Origin of the sequence: Stappia sp. 28M-7 (assembly GCF_014252955.1) — a bacterium.
Classification (GTDB): domain Bacteria; phylum Pseudomonadota; class Alphaproteobacteria; order Rhizobiales; family Stappiaceae; genus Stappia.
The window spans coordinates 430,814-447,052 of record NZ_JACMIA010000001.1 but is presented as its reverse complement, the minus strand read 5'-3'; the positions used below and the strand labels follow the sequence as shown (position 1 = coordinate 447,052).

Sequence of the window (16,239 nt, the reverse complement as noted above, 5' to 3'; positions counted from 1 at the left end):
CACCTCATGTGGTCCGCTTCTTCATCGACTTCGGCCCCAGCGGATGGTCCGCATGGGGATAGGGCGGATGGTGGTGATCGTGCCCATGATCATGACTGTGGCCATGGTCATGACTGTGCCCGTGGTGATGGTGCCCGTGGCCATGATCGTGGTCATGCGCATGATGATGGTCGTGGTCGTGGCCGTGATGATGATGGCCGTGCGAATGGCCATGGTCATGATGGTGGTGGTGACCCGTCGCCTGTTCCTCGCAGGCTCCGGTGCATACGTCGTCGCACAGCTTGCACTCGGCGTCCGCGCCAAGGCCCTCGACATGGTGATGGTGACTTTCCTGCGGCCGCCCGACATCCGCCTCGAAGCCAAGCACCTGCTCGCGGTACTTGCACATCTGGCAGTTCATCAGGTTGGCACCCTGCAGGATCTCGGTGACCCGGTCCGCCATGGTGTCGATCACCTGCGGATGGTCGTTGAGATAGCCGGCCTTGACGAACTCGATGTCCGGATGACGCTCCGCCACCTCGTCCGTGTTGTTGTAGATGCGGCTGACGAGGACGCCGGAGAACAGGAAATACGGGAAGACGACGATGCGGCGATAGCCCAGCTTCGCCGCATGCTCGAGCCCGGGCTCGACCAGCGGGAAGGTGACGCCGGAATAGCACGTCTCGGCCCAGCCGAAGCCGAAGCCTTCCCACAGCATGCGGGTGATCTTGGCGACGTTGGAATTGGCGTCGGGATCGGACGCGCCGCGTCCCACGACCATCAGCAGGGTCTCGTGCAGCGGCACATCGTCGCCGGCCTTTTCCAGAGCCTCGCGAATGCGGTCGCCGGCAGCGCGGATCATCCTCGTGTCGACGGCAAGTTCCCGACCGTAGGTGATTGTCAGGCCTTCATGCTGGGCCTGGTAGGTGTTCAGCACGGACGGGATATCGTTCTTGGCGTGGCCTGCGGCAAACAGCATGCCCGGCACGGCGAGAATGCGAGTGCAGCCCTGCTCGCGCAGCCGGTCGAGACCGTCCTTGATCACCGGATTGGCGAATTCCAGATAGCCGTATTCCACCGGCCATCCGGGAAAGCGCGCCTTCAGCCCCTCGGCAAGCTGCGCGAACTCGCGCACGGCGCCACGGTTGCGGCTGCCATGGCCGCAGATCATCAGGCCCAGCTTCTCGCCCGTCTCACTCATCACGTCGGCCATTATACCCCTCCCCGGTCGCAACGGGCGGGACGCTCGGCCAAAACGGCGGCGAAGACAAATTCTGGTTTCATCTCAAAAGCTCCCTCTTGGCCACGCGCCCGCGTGAAAAGCCGGACAGGTCCGGCGCAGCGCCGCAGGGAGAGAGTGAAAGCGGCCGGATACAGGACAGGGCCCCCGCGCGACCGTGCCGTCGCGCCGGACCGAATACCGCTCGGACAGCTCCGGACTGGACCCCCGATTTGGGTCGGTCACCACCGGACTTGCTTTCAGTCCCTCCAGGGACGCCGTCATTGGCCGGGCACGCTAGTGGAGCCTTGCGCCCCTCGCAAGGGGCAAATGCGGCAGCTGCTGTCGGCAACGCGGCGGGCAAAACGCACCCATTGCGGAAACCGGTTCTTCACCGCTTGATGGTACAGCGGGAGAAACCACAAGAGGGGAGAAGACCGACCATGACCGACACTGCGTCCGCCAGCGCGCTGGGAGCTGCCATGGGCGTAGCCGACCGCACGCCGGCCGGCCTGACATTGGCGCGCCTCGACGGGCTGGAGCTCCGGCCCGCGCCGATCAATCCGGACTGGGTTCTGGAGGGAGATCCGCAGGCACGCGCGGTGCAGTTGGCCAGCGGGCAGGACCGCAATGCGAACATGTCGGTCTGGGACTGCACGGACGGTCGCTTCAACTGGTATTTCGGCTGCGACGAGGCGGTCTACATCCTGGAAGGATCGGTCACGGTCACCGGTCCGGACGGCGAAGTGCGCAAGCTCACCGCCGGCGACACCGCCTATTTCCCCGCCTTCAACTGGTTCGAGTGGCAAGTGCACGGTTATGTGCGCAAGGTCGCGTTCTGCCACGATGTCGTGCCGCCGCTGGCGCGCCTGCCGCTGCGGATCTACGCCCGCCTGTCGCGAATCAAGGCCCGGCTCTACACCGCCGCCTTCGGTTCGTCGCCGGACCGCCGCCGCCGCATCTCCTGAGACCGGGCTCGTTCCGGTTTCCATTGACCGCGCTATGGTCTAGCCTGCCGGAAAACCTCCGGGAGGCGCACGCCCATGTCCATGATTTCGCTGGTTCTCACCGCGATCGCCGATGATCGTCCGGGGCTCGTCGAACGGCTGTCGGACGTGATCGCCGCCCATGACGGAAACTGGATCGAAAGCTCCATGTCCCGGCTCGCCGGCACCTTTGCCGGCCTCGTGCGGGTCGAGGTGCCGCAGGAGCGTGTCGAGGCGCTGGAAACCGCGCTGTCGCAGCTGTCGGTCGACGGCATCGCCACCACGCTGAAGCGCAGCGAGGCGAGCCACGAAAACCACGGCCAGGTCGCCCGGATGACCGTCATCTGCCAGGACCATCCGGGTATTGTGCATGCGGTGGCCGCCGTGCTGGCGGCCAAGGGCGTCAGCATCACCGAACTGGAGACGGAGGTGTCCGCCGGCTCCATGAGCGGCGAGCGGATGTTCCGCGCGCAGGTGGACGTCGTTCTTCCGGTGGATCTGTCGGCAGGCGATCTTTCCGCCGCGCTCGAGACGCTGGCCGGCGACCTGATGGCCGAGATCGACTTCAGCGACACGGTCTGAGGCGGCAGACAGCCTTTCCTCAGGCCGGATCGATCGCCACCATGTGATTGTCCCAGGAAATGCCGGCTCCGGAGGCGAGCAGCATCGGCGCGCCCGTGCGGTCCCCGCTCTCGCTGAGGCTGCCCTGACCGTCCGAGATCAGGAAGCCGCCCTGATCGAGCGCCGCAAGGCCGCAGGCATCGGCGCGCTGCTGGCTGGACAAGAAGGCGCCGGTCTTGGCGGAGAAATAGAGGATACGGCCGGCGCGCGGGCAGGACGCGGCCACCACCTCGCCATCGCGGCTCATGGTGACGGAGCCGACATAGTTGGCAAGACGCCCGCGCAGATCATCAGGCACATCATGCAGCAAAAAGCGCCCGTCGGCCGTATCGAGCGAGGCCATCAGCGGCGGCGTCTCCTCCAGGCTTCCTTCATATTGGCCGCCGATCCAGACCTTGCCTGCGCCCCCCACCGCCATGTGGCGGAGCGACAACTTGTGCAGATGAGCCGGCAGGTCCGCTACGCCGCGCACGGTGCCGCTTTCGCGGTCGATCACAGTCACGTTCGGTTGCATCGTTTCGATGTTGAGCTTTTCCCGCCCCTTGTTCGGGTGAGTCTCGATGCCGCCATTGGCAACGACGAGGCTGCGCCCATCGGGCAAGGGCAGAATGTCGTGCGGACCGATGCCGCCGGACCAGAACTCGCCGACACGCTGCGGCCGGTCGCCGCTGAGATCGTAGACGCCGATCACGCCCCGGTTCGCGACGTAGTCGTTCTCCGTCGCGAAGGCCAGACGGCCATCCGGCGAAAAGGCACCATGGCCGTAGAAGTGCCTGCCGGGCACGGCCTCGAACACGACCGGAGGACGGGCGCCGGACACATCGAAGCTGACGGCGAACGTGCCGGGACGACGGGCAAAGGCGAGGCAACGTCCGCTGACCGGGCAAACAGCGACATCATGGCCGCGGCCGGGAAGCGGGATCACCTGGCGGTCGATGCCATCGAGGCCGGTCACGACGATGCTGTGGCTGCCGTCGGCCTCCCGCCGTGCGGCGGCAAAGAGCGGGTCCTCGGAGAGCTCCGCCCCGCCGGCTCGAGCCCCATCCGGCCCGAGCGCCAGCGCCGCCAGGGCAGCCCCGCCGCCGACGAGCAGGGACCGCCGGTCAATCGCCGTCCAAAGCATTGAAGCCTCCACGGAAGTCGAGATAGGCGGCAAGCTCTCCGCCAAGCGTGGTGCGCAGCCCTGTCAGAACCGTGAGGACATAGGCAAGACGACCGCTTGCCTCCTTGTCGGACAGCGCGGCCTCCAGATCGGCCGGAACCGCCGCCAGCGCCTTCAAGGCATTGTCGCGCTCGAAGTCCAGCGTGTTGACGATCCACTCGCCGTCGCCGGAAGCTTGCGCAAAGCCGGCAGCCGAGAAGGCCTGCGACAGCCCGCCGATCGCGCCGGACAGATAGGCCGTGCCGTTGTGCGAGCGGGAGAAGGGCACGCGCGCCACACGCGACGCCGGCGCCCCCTCGCCGACCAGCGGCGCCAGCATCTGGTCGCGGATCAGCTCCAGCGACGTCATCAGCGCGTTGAAGACGAAGCCCGCCGCTTCCTTGTGGGTCTTGGCGAGGCCGTTCTCCGGCGCGGGCGTCAGCAACAGCGCAGTCTGGCCGGAGGGCGCGGCAAAGGCGCCGCTAATCTCCTTCGCGGTCTCTCCGAGACGGGCGGCCAGAGCGGCCGCATAGGCGCAGCGATAGGCGCCCTCCTCGCCGCTGTCGGCCAGAAGGACCTTTCCGTCCTTGTCGAAGGCCACCCATTCGAGCGCCGTCAGTCCTTGCAGCGCGACGCTCTTGCCGCGCAGCCGGGTCGCATCCAGCGCCGTTTCGTCGCGATCCGCGATCAGACGCGTCACCTGCCGGCGGACCACGCCGCGCCCGTCGGGAATGAAGGCAATGCGCTCCAGCCTGTTCTCGTCGGCAAGGGCCCCGACGCGCAGCATGGAAAGACGCGCCACCGCCTCGACAGCCTCGGTGAAGGCGGACGCGAAAGGCTCACCCGACCCGCCGGTGCAGGCCGCCTCGATACCGCTGGCCAGCGCCGGTGCCGCCTTGCCCAGCGCATTGCTGGCGGGCAGGGCGAAACCGGACAGGGTCTGCGGCCAGAAACGGGAATAGTCGATCTCTGCGGCGGCCTGCCGCGGCATCGCCACCACAGCGGCTGCAACCAACAGACCAGTCAGGACCACTGCGCCGGCACTGCGCGTCAATCGCCGGGCCGGCATACGCCCGCCATACCGCTGCTGCGACCCGCGTCTCGCACCCGTCATCACCGTGCTCCTGTCCCTGTCTTTTCGCTCTGCCGCTCCCTAGAGCGACTTGAGGAACCGCAACAGCGCCTCGCGGTCCACGCGATCGAGCGCCGCATAGCCATCGCGGGCCGCCTGCCCCTCGCCGCCATGCCAGAGGATCGCCTCCTCCAGCGTGCGGGCGCGCCCGTCATGCAGGTAGCTTTCCTGCCCCGACACCAGCTCGGTCAGTCCGATACCCCATAGCGGCGCGGTGCGCCATTCCCGGCCGGAGGCATTCGCCAACGGCCGGTTGTCGGCAAGCCCTTCTCCCATATCGTGCAGCAGCATGTCGGAATAGGGCCAGATCAGCTGGAACCGGTGGGCCTCCAGCTCCGCCTTGCGCGAGGTGACGAATTTCGGCCGGTGGCAACTGGCGCAGCCGAGCTCGTGAAACTGTGCCTTGCCGGCGAGAACCTGAGGGTCGTCGACATCCCGGCGGCGCGGGACGGCCAGATTTCGCGAGTAGAAGTCGACCAGCTCAAGAACCGGGTCCGGCCCCTCGGTCGGGCCGAGATTCGCCTGCTCGCCCGTCGGCATGGCCAGGCATTCGGTCTGCGCCGGCGTGCAGTCGCCATAGGGGTTGGGCTCGTCCGGGGTCGAGATGCCGATGTCGCCGGCGAAGGCGCCCGCCGACTGCGCACGCACGGTCGGCGCCTCGCCCTTCCAGCCGAACCGGCCGAGCACCTTGCCGCCGGTCGCCGGATCCGGCAGCCAGCTCGGGCGGCCGGAAATGCCGTCGCCATCGCTGTCGTCCGGATCCGCGCCGGCAAGAATATCGCCCGGGTGAATCGCCTCGAGGAGCCCCAGGCCGATCATCTGCGGCGCGACACGCGGCGAGACCAGCACGTCGGGCGACATCGGCCCGTAGCCGAGATCGGTCATCCGGTAGTCGGGCACACGCAGGCTGACAAGCGTGCCGTCGCCCAGCGTCACGGAGGTCTCGCTGTAGCGAACCTCCAGCCGGCCCTCGGACTTCAGGCCGGGAACAGCGTAATTCTGGAACTGGGTTCCATAGGTCGGCTCCGGGCGCAGCAGCTCGCCGGGGTCCGGCTCGCCCGGCACCGAGAGGCGCAGGAACAGGGCCACCGGCTCCTCGCCGTCGCGCGGCGGGTGGCCACGCCCATCCTTGAGGTGGCAACCCTGACAGGAGCGCGCATTGAACAGCGGACCGAGCCCATCCGACGCGTTCGTCGAGGACGGCGAAGACACCCACAACTTGCGGAACAGCCCGTTGCCGACCGCGAACCGCTGCTGGTCCTCGAAGGAAATATTGGCGGAAGGAAACGAGAACGCATTGACGTTGATGCGCTTGATATAGGTCGCAGCCCCGCCCGGCATCGCCTCGAAGGCTTCTGCTGCGGAAAAGTCCGCGGGATCGGCAACCACCCTGGCGACCCTGGCGCGATCACGCGGGCTCAGATCGTCCCGGTGCGGGAGTGCGCCCTCGCCGGCATGGGCGGGCAGGGCAAGGCTCGCAGCCACACACAGGCTGGCAGCGGCGGAAAGATAGGCTGACGGCATGGAAGGATCGCATTACCTGAGTGCCCGACGCCCCGGCCGCCGGCACATGGGTGGAGGCCGCGGCGGGCCCGTGTCCCCCGCCGCGGCCGGTTCGTCAGATCAGCGTGCTTACTGGAACACTGCGCCCGGATTGTCGAGGCTGTCGGAGCCTTCGAAGGCAATCTGGTCGAGACCGAGCGTCGCAACGGCCCGTTCGATGGAGCGGGTCTGGTCGACGAGCGAATCGACGGCAGCCTGCACCACCGCATTGCCCTCGTCGTTGCCCTCGCCGATCATCTGATCATAGGCCTCGACCGTCTCCGCACGCTCGCGCAGCGCCTCGAAGGCCGCGAGCGTCGCGTCGAGCTTGGCCGTGACTTCCTCGGCAACGGCCGCATCCTTGGCAGCGACCAGATCGCGCAGCGACGCGCCTTCCACCGACTTGCCGGCAAAGCCCTCGTAGCGGCCGAACCACACGTTGCGGATGCCCATCACGTCGTCGTAGTGCGACATGTGGGTGTTGTCGGAGAAGCAGTCGTGCTCTTCCTCCGGATCGTGCAGCATGAGGCCGAGCTTCATGCGCTCGCCCGCCAGCTCGCCATAGGAAAGCGAGCCCATGCCGGTCAGGATCGTGGCAAGACCGCCGGCCTCGCCCTTCTCAGCAAGCTCGGCGCGGGCCGCACCGCCGTCCTTCCAGGCATCGGCCATTTCCTTCAGGTCCGACAGCAGCAGCTCGGTCGCAGCCTTCAGGTAGGCAGCGCGACGCTCGCAATTGCCGCCGGTGCAATTGGCGGTGTCGAAGTCGGTCGCCGGACGGTTGCCCGCGCCCTTGTCCGTGCCGTTGAGGTCCTGCCCCCAGAGCAGGAACTCGACCGCATGGTAGCCGGTCGCCACATTGGCCTCGATCTCGCCGGCTTCCTGCAGCTCTTCCGACAGAAGCGCCGGGGTGATCTCGGTCGCGTCGATCTCGCGGCCGCCAGCGGTGATCTTCGGATTGGCGATGACGTTGGCGGTGTAGAAGGCGTTCTCCGGGTTGTCGCTGCCATAGCCGGCGTCGACATAGTCGATGAGCCCCTCGTCCAGCGGCCAGGCGTTCACCTTGCCTTCCCAGTCGTCGACGATGGCATTTCCGAAGCGGTAGACCTCGGTCTGCTGGTAGGGCCGGCGGGCGGCAAGCCACGCCTTGCGGGCAGCGGCCAGCGTCTCGTCGGACGGCTTGGCGATCAGCGCGTCGACGGCGGCGGACAGCTGCTCGGCGGTTGCCACGGACTCGGCATAAGCGGCCTCGGCGATGTCGCCATAGGTGTCGAGAACGGCGGCGGCATCCGCCGCCCGCGCCAGACCGGCCGGCAGCAGGGCGATGCCCGCCAGCGTCGTCGCAAGCAACAGGGTTTTCTTCATCTCGGGCGATCCTTCCTTTTCATTCGGTTCAAGCGTTTGGTTCGATACACGTGCGCGAAACGCACAGAGGCAGTCAGTGCCGGGTTTCGGCTGCCGCAAGCATCGCCACCGGCATGGGCCGACGGCAGGCAAGGCAGGCGGGATCCGGCAGAACCAGGTCGAGGCGGCGAAGCGTGTCCGCGAAATTCGCAGCCGCCTCCAGGGTGAACGGCAAGCCGCCGGAGATCACCAGTTCCTCGGCGATGTTGGCGGCCGCCTCACGGTCACCGCGCTGCCAGGACGCAACCAGTGCGACCGCAAGGCATTCATGCGCGCAGCGATGCGGGCAGTCGTAGGGCAGAAGCGACAGACCGCACTTGGCCCAGCCGTTCAGCGCCCGGGCGAAACAGGACAGTCCGGTCACCGCCTGGCGAGCCCGGTTGACGCCCAGTCGCCCCGCATAGAGCGACCAGGCCATTTCCCAGCATTCGATGCTGCCCGTCTGATAACCGGCGAGCCAGCGCCGCAGCCCCTCGACGACAAGCGTCTCGACCTCCTCGCCGGGAGCGAACGCCGGCGAGCGGTCCTGCAATCTTCCAATCACGTCAGCCTCCAATCACCGGGGGTAAAGGCCCCGACATCAAAGGTCCCGGCCAGCCGGGATTGGCTGAACTAACGCTATTCTGAGTTTTACAGTCAAGATAATATTCCAATAAAATCAATATATTAGAAAAATTCTAAACTGAATCCGGCCACAGCCCTGCCCGCGCCGGACGGTGACCGGACCGGATTCTTCCTTGCAAAACAGGGAGGTTCGGCTCGCCGGAGGGCATGCGCCCTCAGCCGTTTGCGGCCTGCGGCAAACGGGCGGAAACGATGCGCCGGGCGCTCCCCAAAAGGCCGGGGGCGGGCGGGGCGAGCATCAGGCGCTGCAGATCGCCGGCCGGAACGGGGCGCGAATAGAGGAAGCCCTGGATAGAGCGGCAGCCGGCAGCACGCAGGAAAGCCAGTTGCTCGTCCGTTTCCACGCCCTCGGCAAGCACGGGCGTGCCGAGCGACTGACCGAGCATGAGCACCGAATGCACGATGGCGCGGGCCTCGTCGGACACCGCAAGATCGGAGGTGAAACCCCGGTCCAGCTTAATCCGGTTGAACGGATAGACCCGCAGGCTGGCAAGCGCCGAATAGCCCGTACCGAAATCGTCGAGCGCGACCGAGACGCCGAGCGCCTGGATCTCCCGCAGAATTTGCAGGCTGAGGTCGAGGTCCGCCATGAACGAGGATTCGGTCACCTCGATCTCCAGCCGGGCCGGGTCGAGCCCGGTCTCGCGCAGGATCTCGCCGATGCGCTCGGGCAGGCCGCGCTGGCGCAGCTGAATGGCGGAGAGATTGACCGCCACCTTCACCGGCTTGGCCCAGGTTACGGCCTGGCGGCAGGACTGTTCCAGCACCCAGTCGCCAATGGGGATGATCTGCCCGTTCTCCTCGGCGATCGGGATGAAGACCGCCGGCGACACCGAGCCGTAGTCGGGATGGGTCCAGCGCGCGAGAGCCTCGGCGCCGGAAAACTCGCCGGTCGCCAGGTCCATCTGCGGCTGGAAAAAGAGGCAAAGCTCGCCGCGCTCGACAGCACCGCGCAGGGCCACCGCGAGCTCCCGACGGTGACGTTCGGCCTGATCCACGACGCTGTTGGAGAAACAGGTGCGCTCGAGAGTCTCGTCCTTGGCGCGGGCAAGCGCCAGCCCCGCATTGGCAAGCAGGTCCGAGGCGGACAGGCCATGATCGGGATAGATGGCAACGCCCATGCCGGATGCACAGGGCATCACCATGCCAGATGCCTTCAAGGGGCGGCGGAACAGGGTGTCCAGCCGCTCCAGGAACTCGTCGACCTTTTCGGACGCGGACAACCGGCGCATGACCGCGAACTCGTCGCCGCCTATGCGCATGGCGACTTCGCCGGCCCTCAAGCCGTTGCCGACGCGGGCCCCGAGCGCCGCCAGAAGCGCATCGCCGGCCGAATGGCCACGCAGGTCGTTGACCGTGCGAAAATCGTCGAGATTCACCAGCACCAGACACAGGCGGCCGTCATGGCTGTCGGCCCACAGGCACTCCTCCTCGAGGCGACGCGAAAACAGCGACCTGTTGCCAAGGCCCGTCAGAGGATCGAATTCGGAAAGGCGCTGCAGGTCGGCATCAGCGGTGGCGCGGGTTTTCAGGTCCAGCAGGGCCGTAACGACACCCATGCCGATCACCAGGGCTCCAACGCCGGCAACCGCCAGCGCAAGCGCCGAGAACTGGTCGACATTCGGCGAGAAGAGCGGCCGGAGCGGCGTCACGGTCATCGCCGTCATGCCCGTGAAATGCAGCAGCACGATGCCAAGCACGAGTGCTGTAGTGGCGCCATACCGGCACCAGCGGGTGGTCGGGCGCATGAACCGGTTGAGCGCAAGCGCCGAGAAAACCAGACTGGCGATCACCGAGGCGATCACATAGTTCTGGTTCCAATGGATGAGGCCGTCGACCCGATATCCCGCCATGCCGATATAGTGCATGCAGGCCACGGCCGCGCCGATGACGACGCCGCCGGCCTCCGGCGCCAGGCGAAACAGGCCGCTACAGGCCAGCGCGAAACCGAGCGCCGAGCCGACAATGGCGAGAAACAGCGACAGGATCGTCAGGGTCGCATTGAAATAGACGGCGGTCTGCGTCTCATAGGCGAGCATCGCGATGAAATGCGTGCACCAGATCGACGATCCGGTGGCCATGCCGTTGAGAAACAGCCAGCCTCCGCGCATCCAGCCTTCAGTATCGCGGGCGCGCTGAAACAGGCGGAAGCTGATCCACGCACCGACCACGCACATGCCGGCTGCCAGCGCGACCAGCGCTGCATTGTGATCTAGCGTAATGCAGGCGATGATATCGAGCACGAACGGCTCACCTCGTAGGTCGCGCCAACCATCCTCCGGCGGATTGGACGCACGGCAAGAGACCCAGACACGATCATCTCCCCGAGGACACGTACCCGCGACAGATCACACTATCCCGGAAAGACCTTAACGGATCCCTATCCGGATTTTCCCTTAGGCGGAAAAACGCCCGGTAATCCGGCGCAAAAAACCTCGCAGGGCCTCGGCCTCGGCCGCATCCAGATCTCCAAGCAACCGACGCTCGGCGTCGGCGATGCGCGGCCGCACGGCGCGGAACCGCTCCCGCCCCTCGCGGCTCAGGCGATAGGCGACGCGGCGCCCGTCCCGCGCGACGCGGACCTGTTCCAGCAACCGGGCGGTCACCAGCGGCTTGAGCGCCGTCGTCAGCACCGAGGGCGCGCTGGACATGGCGGCGGCGACATCGCGATGGGTGATGCCCGGATTGCGGTCGACGAGTTCCAGCACCATGAACTGCAGCGGCGTCAAGGCCTCGCCGGCGAAGACCTCGCCAAAGACCTGATGGCCGCGCAGGAAGGCATGGCGCAGGAGGTGGCCGACCAACTCGTTGAGGAGGCCATAGTCGAGAGACGCGCCCGACGGGCCTTCGCCCTGGCCTGCGCCGGCGCTCATGATCACGCAGCCGGTACGATCGGCGGGCGCTGGTTCAAGGCCTCGACGTCGAAGCCGGCGATCCGCTTGTACCCGGCCGCCGTTTCCAGAAGCTCCTCGCGCGAAAGCACGTCCTCGATCCGGCCGAACCCGTCCGGCGCCCGCTCCTCAACCACGTCGAGCACCTTGTCGGGCCCGTCGGCGCGGTTGGCGAGGACGATGCGGGCCGTTGCCGGACGCCTCTCCTCCTCATAGGCGGCGAGCGCTGCCGGTACCGCGCCATGACGCAGGATCTCGCGGGTCAGCACCCGCGCGTCGAGGATCGCCTGGCTCGCTCCGTTGGAGCCGATCGGATACATCGGGTGCGCGGCATCGCCCATCAGCGTCATCGCCCCATGGGTCCAGCGCGGCAGCGGGTCCCGGTCGACCATCGGATATTCGAAGATGTGCTCCGCATTGCGGATGAGCGCGGGAATGTCGAGCCAGTCGAAGCGCCAGGTGTCGAAACGCGGCAGGAAGTCGTCGGGATTGCCCGGCCGGTTCCAGTCCTCGCGCCGCCAGATGTGATCCGCCGGCATCCTGAGGTCGGCGATCCAGTTGATCACCGCGCCCGGCCGGCCGTCGTCGAGCGTGATGTCCTCGATGGGATAGCAGACGAACTTGCGCGGCTTGCAGCCGGTCATCGCCATCGACCGGCGGGTGAGGAAATGCGGCGCGCGGGTGACGCCGCGCCACATGACGATGCCGCCCCACACAGGCAGCCCCTCGTCCGGATACAGCCCCGCACGGGCGGTGGAATGAATGCCGTCAGCGGCGATGAAGACAGCGCCCTTCGCGCTGCCGGCCGGAGCGCCGGTCTCCCGCTCGACGAGATCGATCTCGACACCGCCGTCGATGTTGCGCCATCCCGCGACCGAAACGCCGCAGGTGACCGCATCGGGACCCAGTCGCTCGCGCACGGCGTCAAGCAGCATCATCTGCAGCCGGCCGCGGTGGATGGAGAATTGCGGCCAGTCATAGCCGGCGGACATCCCGCGAGGCTCCGACCAGATCGGCTGGCCGTGACTGGAGAAATAGGCGACTTCCTGCGTCCTCAGGCCGATGGCATCCAGGCGGTCCAGCAGTCCGAGTTCATCGAGCTCGCGCACCGCATGGGGCTGCAGGTTGATGCCGACGCCGAGCGGGCGGATCTCACGCACCGCCTCGAATACGCGAACGGGCACGCCAATCCGATGCAGGCTGAGGGCGAGCGTCAGGCCGGCGATGCCAGCGCCGGCAACGAGAACGGTCATGACGGAAATCCTTGCGCCAGAAAGACGCCCCGCCGGCCGCAGCCCGGCCGGCGGGGCTGCCGGTTACTCGCCGGCGTACTTGGTGATCAGTGCCCGGGCATCCTCGACCATGGCGGCGCCGTCATAGCCCTTGCCGGACACTTCCTCGACCCAGGCAGCAACGACCGGCTCGGCCGCGGCCTTCCAGCGATCCACCTCTTCCGGCGGCAGCTTGCGGATCGTGTTGCCGGCCTTCTCGGCGGCAGCGATACCCGGCAGGTCGCCCTCGTCCATGACGCGGCCGACCCACTTGGACACTTCGCGGCCGCTGTTGGCGTCGATGATCGCCTTCAGATCGGCAGGCAGGCTGTCGTATTTCGCCTTGTTCATCGCGAAGACGAACGTCGCCGTGTAGAGCCCGCGCGAGCCTTCAAAGTCGGTATGGCTGTTGACGAGTTCGGCCACCTTCAGCGGCGTGGTCACTTCCCACGGCACGACGGTTCCGTCGATCACGCCCTTGGACAGCGCCTCGGGCATGGCCGGGACCGGCATGCCGACCGGGGTCGCGCCGAGCGCGCCGAGCAGCGCGTTGGTCTGGCGGGTCGGACCGCGCAGCTTGAGGCCGTTCATGTCCTCCAGCTTGGTCACGCCGTCGCCCTTGACGTGCAGCAGGCCGGGGCCGTGTACATGCACCGCGATCGGATGGACGTCCTTGAACTCGTCGGTGAGGTACTTCTCGTAGAAGTCCCAGAAGGCCTGGCTGGTGGGCTCTGCCTTGCCGGCCATGAAGGGCAGTTCGAACGCCTCGGTACCCGGGAAGCGGCCCGGCGTGTAGCCCGGCAGGGTCCAGACGATGTCGACGACGCCATCGCGCGCCTGATCGTAGAGCGAGGGCGGCGTGCCTCCGAGCTGCATCGCCGGGAAGACCTCGACCTTGATGCGGCCGTTGGACTCGGCCATCACCTTCTCGGCCCAGGGCGTGATGAAATTCTTGGGGACCGGCGCGGGAGCCGGCAGGAAGTGGTGCACGCGCAGGGTCACATCCTGCGCCAACGCCGGAGAAATGCCGGCACAGGCCAGCGCCGTCGCGGCGACGGCGAGCGTTTTCAGTCGAAGCATTCGGTGTCCTCCCAGGTTACCTTGCACGGTCCCGGCGCCTTTGCGCCGACCGCCCCTGCCCGCCGGCTGTCGCCGATCCGGGCCAAGCCCATGCGGACGCGGCCACCCCGGCTCCTCCCGGCGGACCGCATCCAGATCGTTTATTATGTAAACGATTATGCCCGTGAACGGGCGGACGATCAATCGTCTAAGCGGCCGCGATCAGAAGCGCGAGACCATTCGGTAGGACTGGGGATGCAGCATCCGCACATGGGTGATCGGCTGGTCGATCAGCCATGTCGTGCGCTCGAACACGAAGACCGGCGCGCCCGGCTCGAGGGCGAGCAGCGTCGCTTCCTCGCGGCTGGCGGCGGCGGCACTGAGGCCGATCTCCATTTCCGAAAAAGGGGCAAACTTAACCAGCCACTCGTTCGGGCTCATGCGCTCGAACGGCTCTTCGGCGATATCGGGAACGGCGGCGATGTGGATCCAGCGATCTTCGTATTGCCACGGCCGGTTGTCGGCGAAATGCAGGCAGCGCACGTGGAGCATCGGCGTGCCGGCCGGCAGGTCGAGCCGGGCCCGCATCGCCTCCGGCGCCTCCAGCCGCTCGCGGCTGAGAACCGAGAAGCGATACTGCGCGCCTCTGGCCTCGACCTCGCTGCGCACCACCGGAATTTCCAGCCGCGCCTCGCGCAAGGGATGCTCGGCGATGCGGGTGCCAGCGCGGCGCTTGCGCTCCACCAGCCCGATCTCCGCAAGCTCCCGCAGCGCCCGGTTGACAGTAACGCGGGCGCAGCCGAACTCGCGCGCCAGATCCTCCTCGCCCGGGATCAGTTCGCCGGGCAACCAGACCCGCTCGCTGATGCGCTTGAGGATTTCCGCCTTGATGGCCCGGAAGGATGTCGGCACCCGGATGCCGGCCGGCACCGGATCGCCGTCCTTCGCAGGCACGACGGGTCGTGACATCACATGCTCCGCTTCAGGGTCTGCATCGCATTGCGGTAGCCGGCCTCGATCCGCGCACGGTCGACATGGCTGCCATCGCGCACCATATGGCGCCCCGCCGCCCATACGTCACGCACCAGCCGGTCGTCGCCGGCGAAGATCCATGCATCGAGCAGGGTATCGCCGGCAAGCCCTTCCAGATGCAGCGAGGCCGCATCGAGGGCAACGAGATCCGCCCACGCGCCCGTGCGGATCGCTCCACTGTCGCGGCCGAGCGCCCGTGTCCCGCCCTTGAGCGCCTCGTCGTAGAGCCTGCGGCCGCAGGACCGGTCGCTCGTCGCCAGCACCGCCCGGTGCCGGTCGCGCAGGCGCTGGGAATATTCCAGCGTGCGCAGTTCCTCCGACAGGGCAATGCGGATGTTGGAATCCGAGCCGACGCCCAGCGTGCCGCCATCGGCGAGATAGCGCGCGCCGTCGAAGATCCCGTCGCCGAGGCTCGATTCGGTGATCGGGCAGAGGCCGGCCACCGCGCCGCTCGTCGCGATCGCCTTGCGCTCGCCGTCCGTCAGATGGGTGCAGTGGATCAGGCACCAGCGCTCATTGACCGCGTGATTGTCGAACAGCCATTCGACCGGACGGCGGCCATGGGCGGCCAGCACCTCCTCCACTTCGCCGGTCTGCTCGGCAATATGCATGTGCAGCGGATCGGCGGGACGCATCGCGGCGACCTTCGCAAGGTCCTCTGCCGGCACCGCGCGCAACGAATGCGGCGCGATGCCGAGCCGCGCATCGGCGGGAAGCTCCGCCACCGCCTGCCCGGCCCCCTCGACGATCCGCGCGAAACCCTCGAGATCGGAGCCGAAGCGGCGCTGGCCGCCCGCCAACGGACGGCGGTCGAGCCCGCCGGTCGTGTAGTAGACCGGCAGCAGCGTCAGGCCGATGCCCGAGGTCTGCGAGGCAGCCGCGATGCGGCGGGAGAGCTCCGCCCGGTCGTCATAGGGCGTGCCGTCGGCCTGATTGTGGACGTAATGGAACTCGGCAGAGGCGGCATAGCCGGCCTCCAGCATCTCCATCTGCACGAAGGCCGCCACGGCCTCCACCGTCTCTGGCGTGAAGGCGCCGAGGAAGCGGTACATGATCTCGCGCCAGGTCCAAAAGGTGTCGTGCTCGGCGGTGCCGCGGAATTCGCTCAGGCCCGCCATCGCCCGCTGAAAGGCGTGGCTGTGCAGGTTGGCCGGCGCCGGCAGCAGGATCCCGACGGTGCGTTCCGCGGCCGCGTCGGCCCGGGCAACTGCTTGCCGAACCTCGCCGACCCGCCCGTCCGCGGCGATGTCCACCACCACGTCGCGCGCCCATCCCGTGGCCAGCAAGGCCGTCTCCGCCCAGATCCGCATCCTGTCCGCCTCATTTTTGCGATTGACAATT

At 67.4% G+C, this 16,239-nt stretch carries 14 protein-coding genes; 2 read left to right on the top strand and 12 right to left on the bottom strand.

Going from position 1 to position 16,239, the window contains the following annotated elements; translation table 11 throughout:
- Positions 1–4: 4 nt before the first annotated feature.
- A complete protein-coding gene (locus H7H34_RS02020) occupies positions 5–1,192 on the bottom strand; it encodes a sirohydrochlorin chelatase (protein WP_245164941.1) in 1,188 nt (395 codons plus the stop codon).
- A gap of 449 nt (positions 1,193–1,641) precedes the next feature.
- On the opposite strand from H7H34_RS02020, the gene H7H34_RS02015 reads away from it, so the two are divergent.
- Together H7H34_RS02015 and H7H34_RS02010 are read left to right on the top strand one after the other, a co-directional pair.
- Entirely contained in the window at positions 1,642–2,166 is a 525-nt protein-coding gene (locus tag H7H34_RS02015; protein WP_185924071.1) for a cupin domain-containing protein, read from the top strand.
- Between the two features lie 75 nt (positions 2,167–2,241).
- Entirely contained in the window at positions 2,242–2,766 is a 525-nt protein-coding gene (locus H7H34_RS02010; protein WP_209006132.1) for a glycine cleavage system transcriptional repressor, read from the top strand.
- Positions 2,767–2,785: 19 nt separating this feature from the next.
- On the opposite strand, the gene H7H34_RS02005 is transcribed toward H7H34_RS02010, so the two are convergent.
- The 11 genes from H7H34_RS02005 to H7H34_RS01955 form a co-directional block, all read right to left on the bottom strand.
- Positions 2,786–3,928 carry a DUF1513 domain-containing protein gene (locus H7H34_RS02005; protein WP_185924070.1) on the bottom strand — a complete coding sequence of 381 codons (1,143 nt, stop codon included), beginning with the start codon at positions 3,926–3,928 and terminating at the stop codon, positions 2,786–2,788.
- Positions 3,909–4,961 (bottom strand): imelysin family protein, encoded by a 1,053-nt coding sequence (locus H7H34_RS02000; RefSeq protein WP_185924069.1) that lies wholly within the window; start codon positions 4,959–4,961, stop codon positions 3,909–3,911. The genes H7H34_RS02005 and H7H34_RS02000 overlap by 20 nt, the downstream gene beginning before the upstream one ends.
- A gap of 138 nt (positions 4,962–5,099) precedes the next feature.
- Positions 5,100–6,602: a di-heme oxidoreductase family protein gene (locus tag H7H34_RS01995; protein WP_185924068.1), complete on the bottom strand. Its 1,503-nt coding sequence runs from the start codon at positions 6,600–6,602 to the stop codon at positions 5,100–5,102.
- A gap of 108 nt (positions 6,603–6,710) precedes the next feature.
- Positions 6,711–7,982 carry an imelysin family protein gene (locus tag H7H34_RS01990; RefSeq protein WP_120270334.1) on the bottom strand — a complete coding sequence of 424 codons (1,272 nt, stop codon included), beginning with the start codon at positions 7,980–7,982 and terminating at the stop codon, positions 6,711–6,713.
- Between the two features lie 73 nt (positions 7,983–8,055).
- Positions 8,056–8,565: a hypothetical protein gene (locus H7H34_RS01985; RefSeq protein ID WP_185924067.1), complete on the bottom strand. Its 510-nt coding sequence runs from the start codon at positions 8,563–8,565 to the stop codon at positions 8,056–8,058.
- A gap of 235 nt (positions 8,566–8,800) precedes the next feature.
- Positions 8,801–10,888, bottom strand: coding sequence for a putative bifunctional diguanylate cyclase/phosphodiesterase (locus H7H34_RS01980; protein ID WP_120270337.1), 2,088 nt, complete (start codon positions 10,886–10,888; stop codon positions 8,801–8,803).
- Positions 10,889–11,041: 153 nt separating this feature from the next.
- The gene (locus tag H7H34_RS01975; RefSeq protein ID WP_185924066.1) at positions 11,042–11,518 is read right to left on the bottom strand and encodes a MarR family winged helix-turn-helix transcriptional regulator; all 477 of its coding nucleotides are present in this window, start codon (positions 11,516–11,518) and stop codon (positions 11,042–11,044) included.
- Positions 11,519–11,520: 2 nt separating this feature from the next.
- Positions 11,521–12,789 (bottom strand): flavin-dependent oxidoreductase, encoded by a 1,269-nt coding sequence (locus H7H34_RS01970; protein WP_185924065.1) that lies wholly within the window; start codon positions 12,787–12,789, stop codon positions 11,521–11,523.
- 63 nt (positions 12,790–12,852) lie between these two features.
- Complete coding sequence (locus tag H7H34_RS01965) at positions 12,853–13,887, bottom strand: TRAP transporter substrate-binding protein (RefSeq protein ID WP_120270343.1); 1,035 nt, start codon at positions 13,885–13,887, stop codon at positions 12,853–12,855.
- 201 nt (positions 13,888–14,088) lie between these two features.
- Positions 14,089–14,835, bottom strand: a complete 747-nt coding sequence (locus H7H34_RS01960; protein WP_120270345.1) for a GntR family transcriptional regulator — start codon at positions 14,833–14,835, stop codon at positions 14,089–14,091.
- Positions 14,835–16,208, bottom strand: a complete 1,374-nt coding sequence (locus H7H34_RS01955; protein ID WP_185924064.1) for a formimidoylglutamate deiminase — start codon at positions 16,206–16,208, stop codon at positions 14,835–14,837. The genes H7H34_RS01960 and H7H34_RS01955 overlap by 1 nt, the downstream gene beginning before the upstream one ends.
- Positions 16,209–16,239 lie beyond the last annotated feature (31 nt).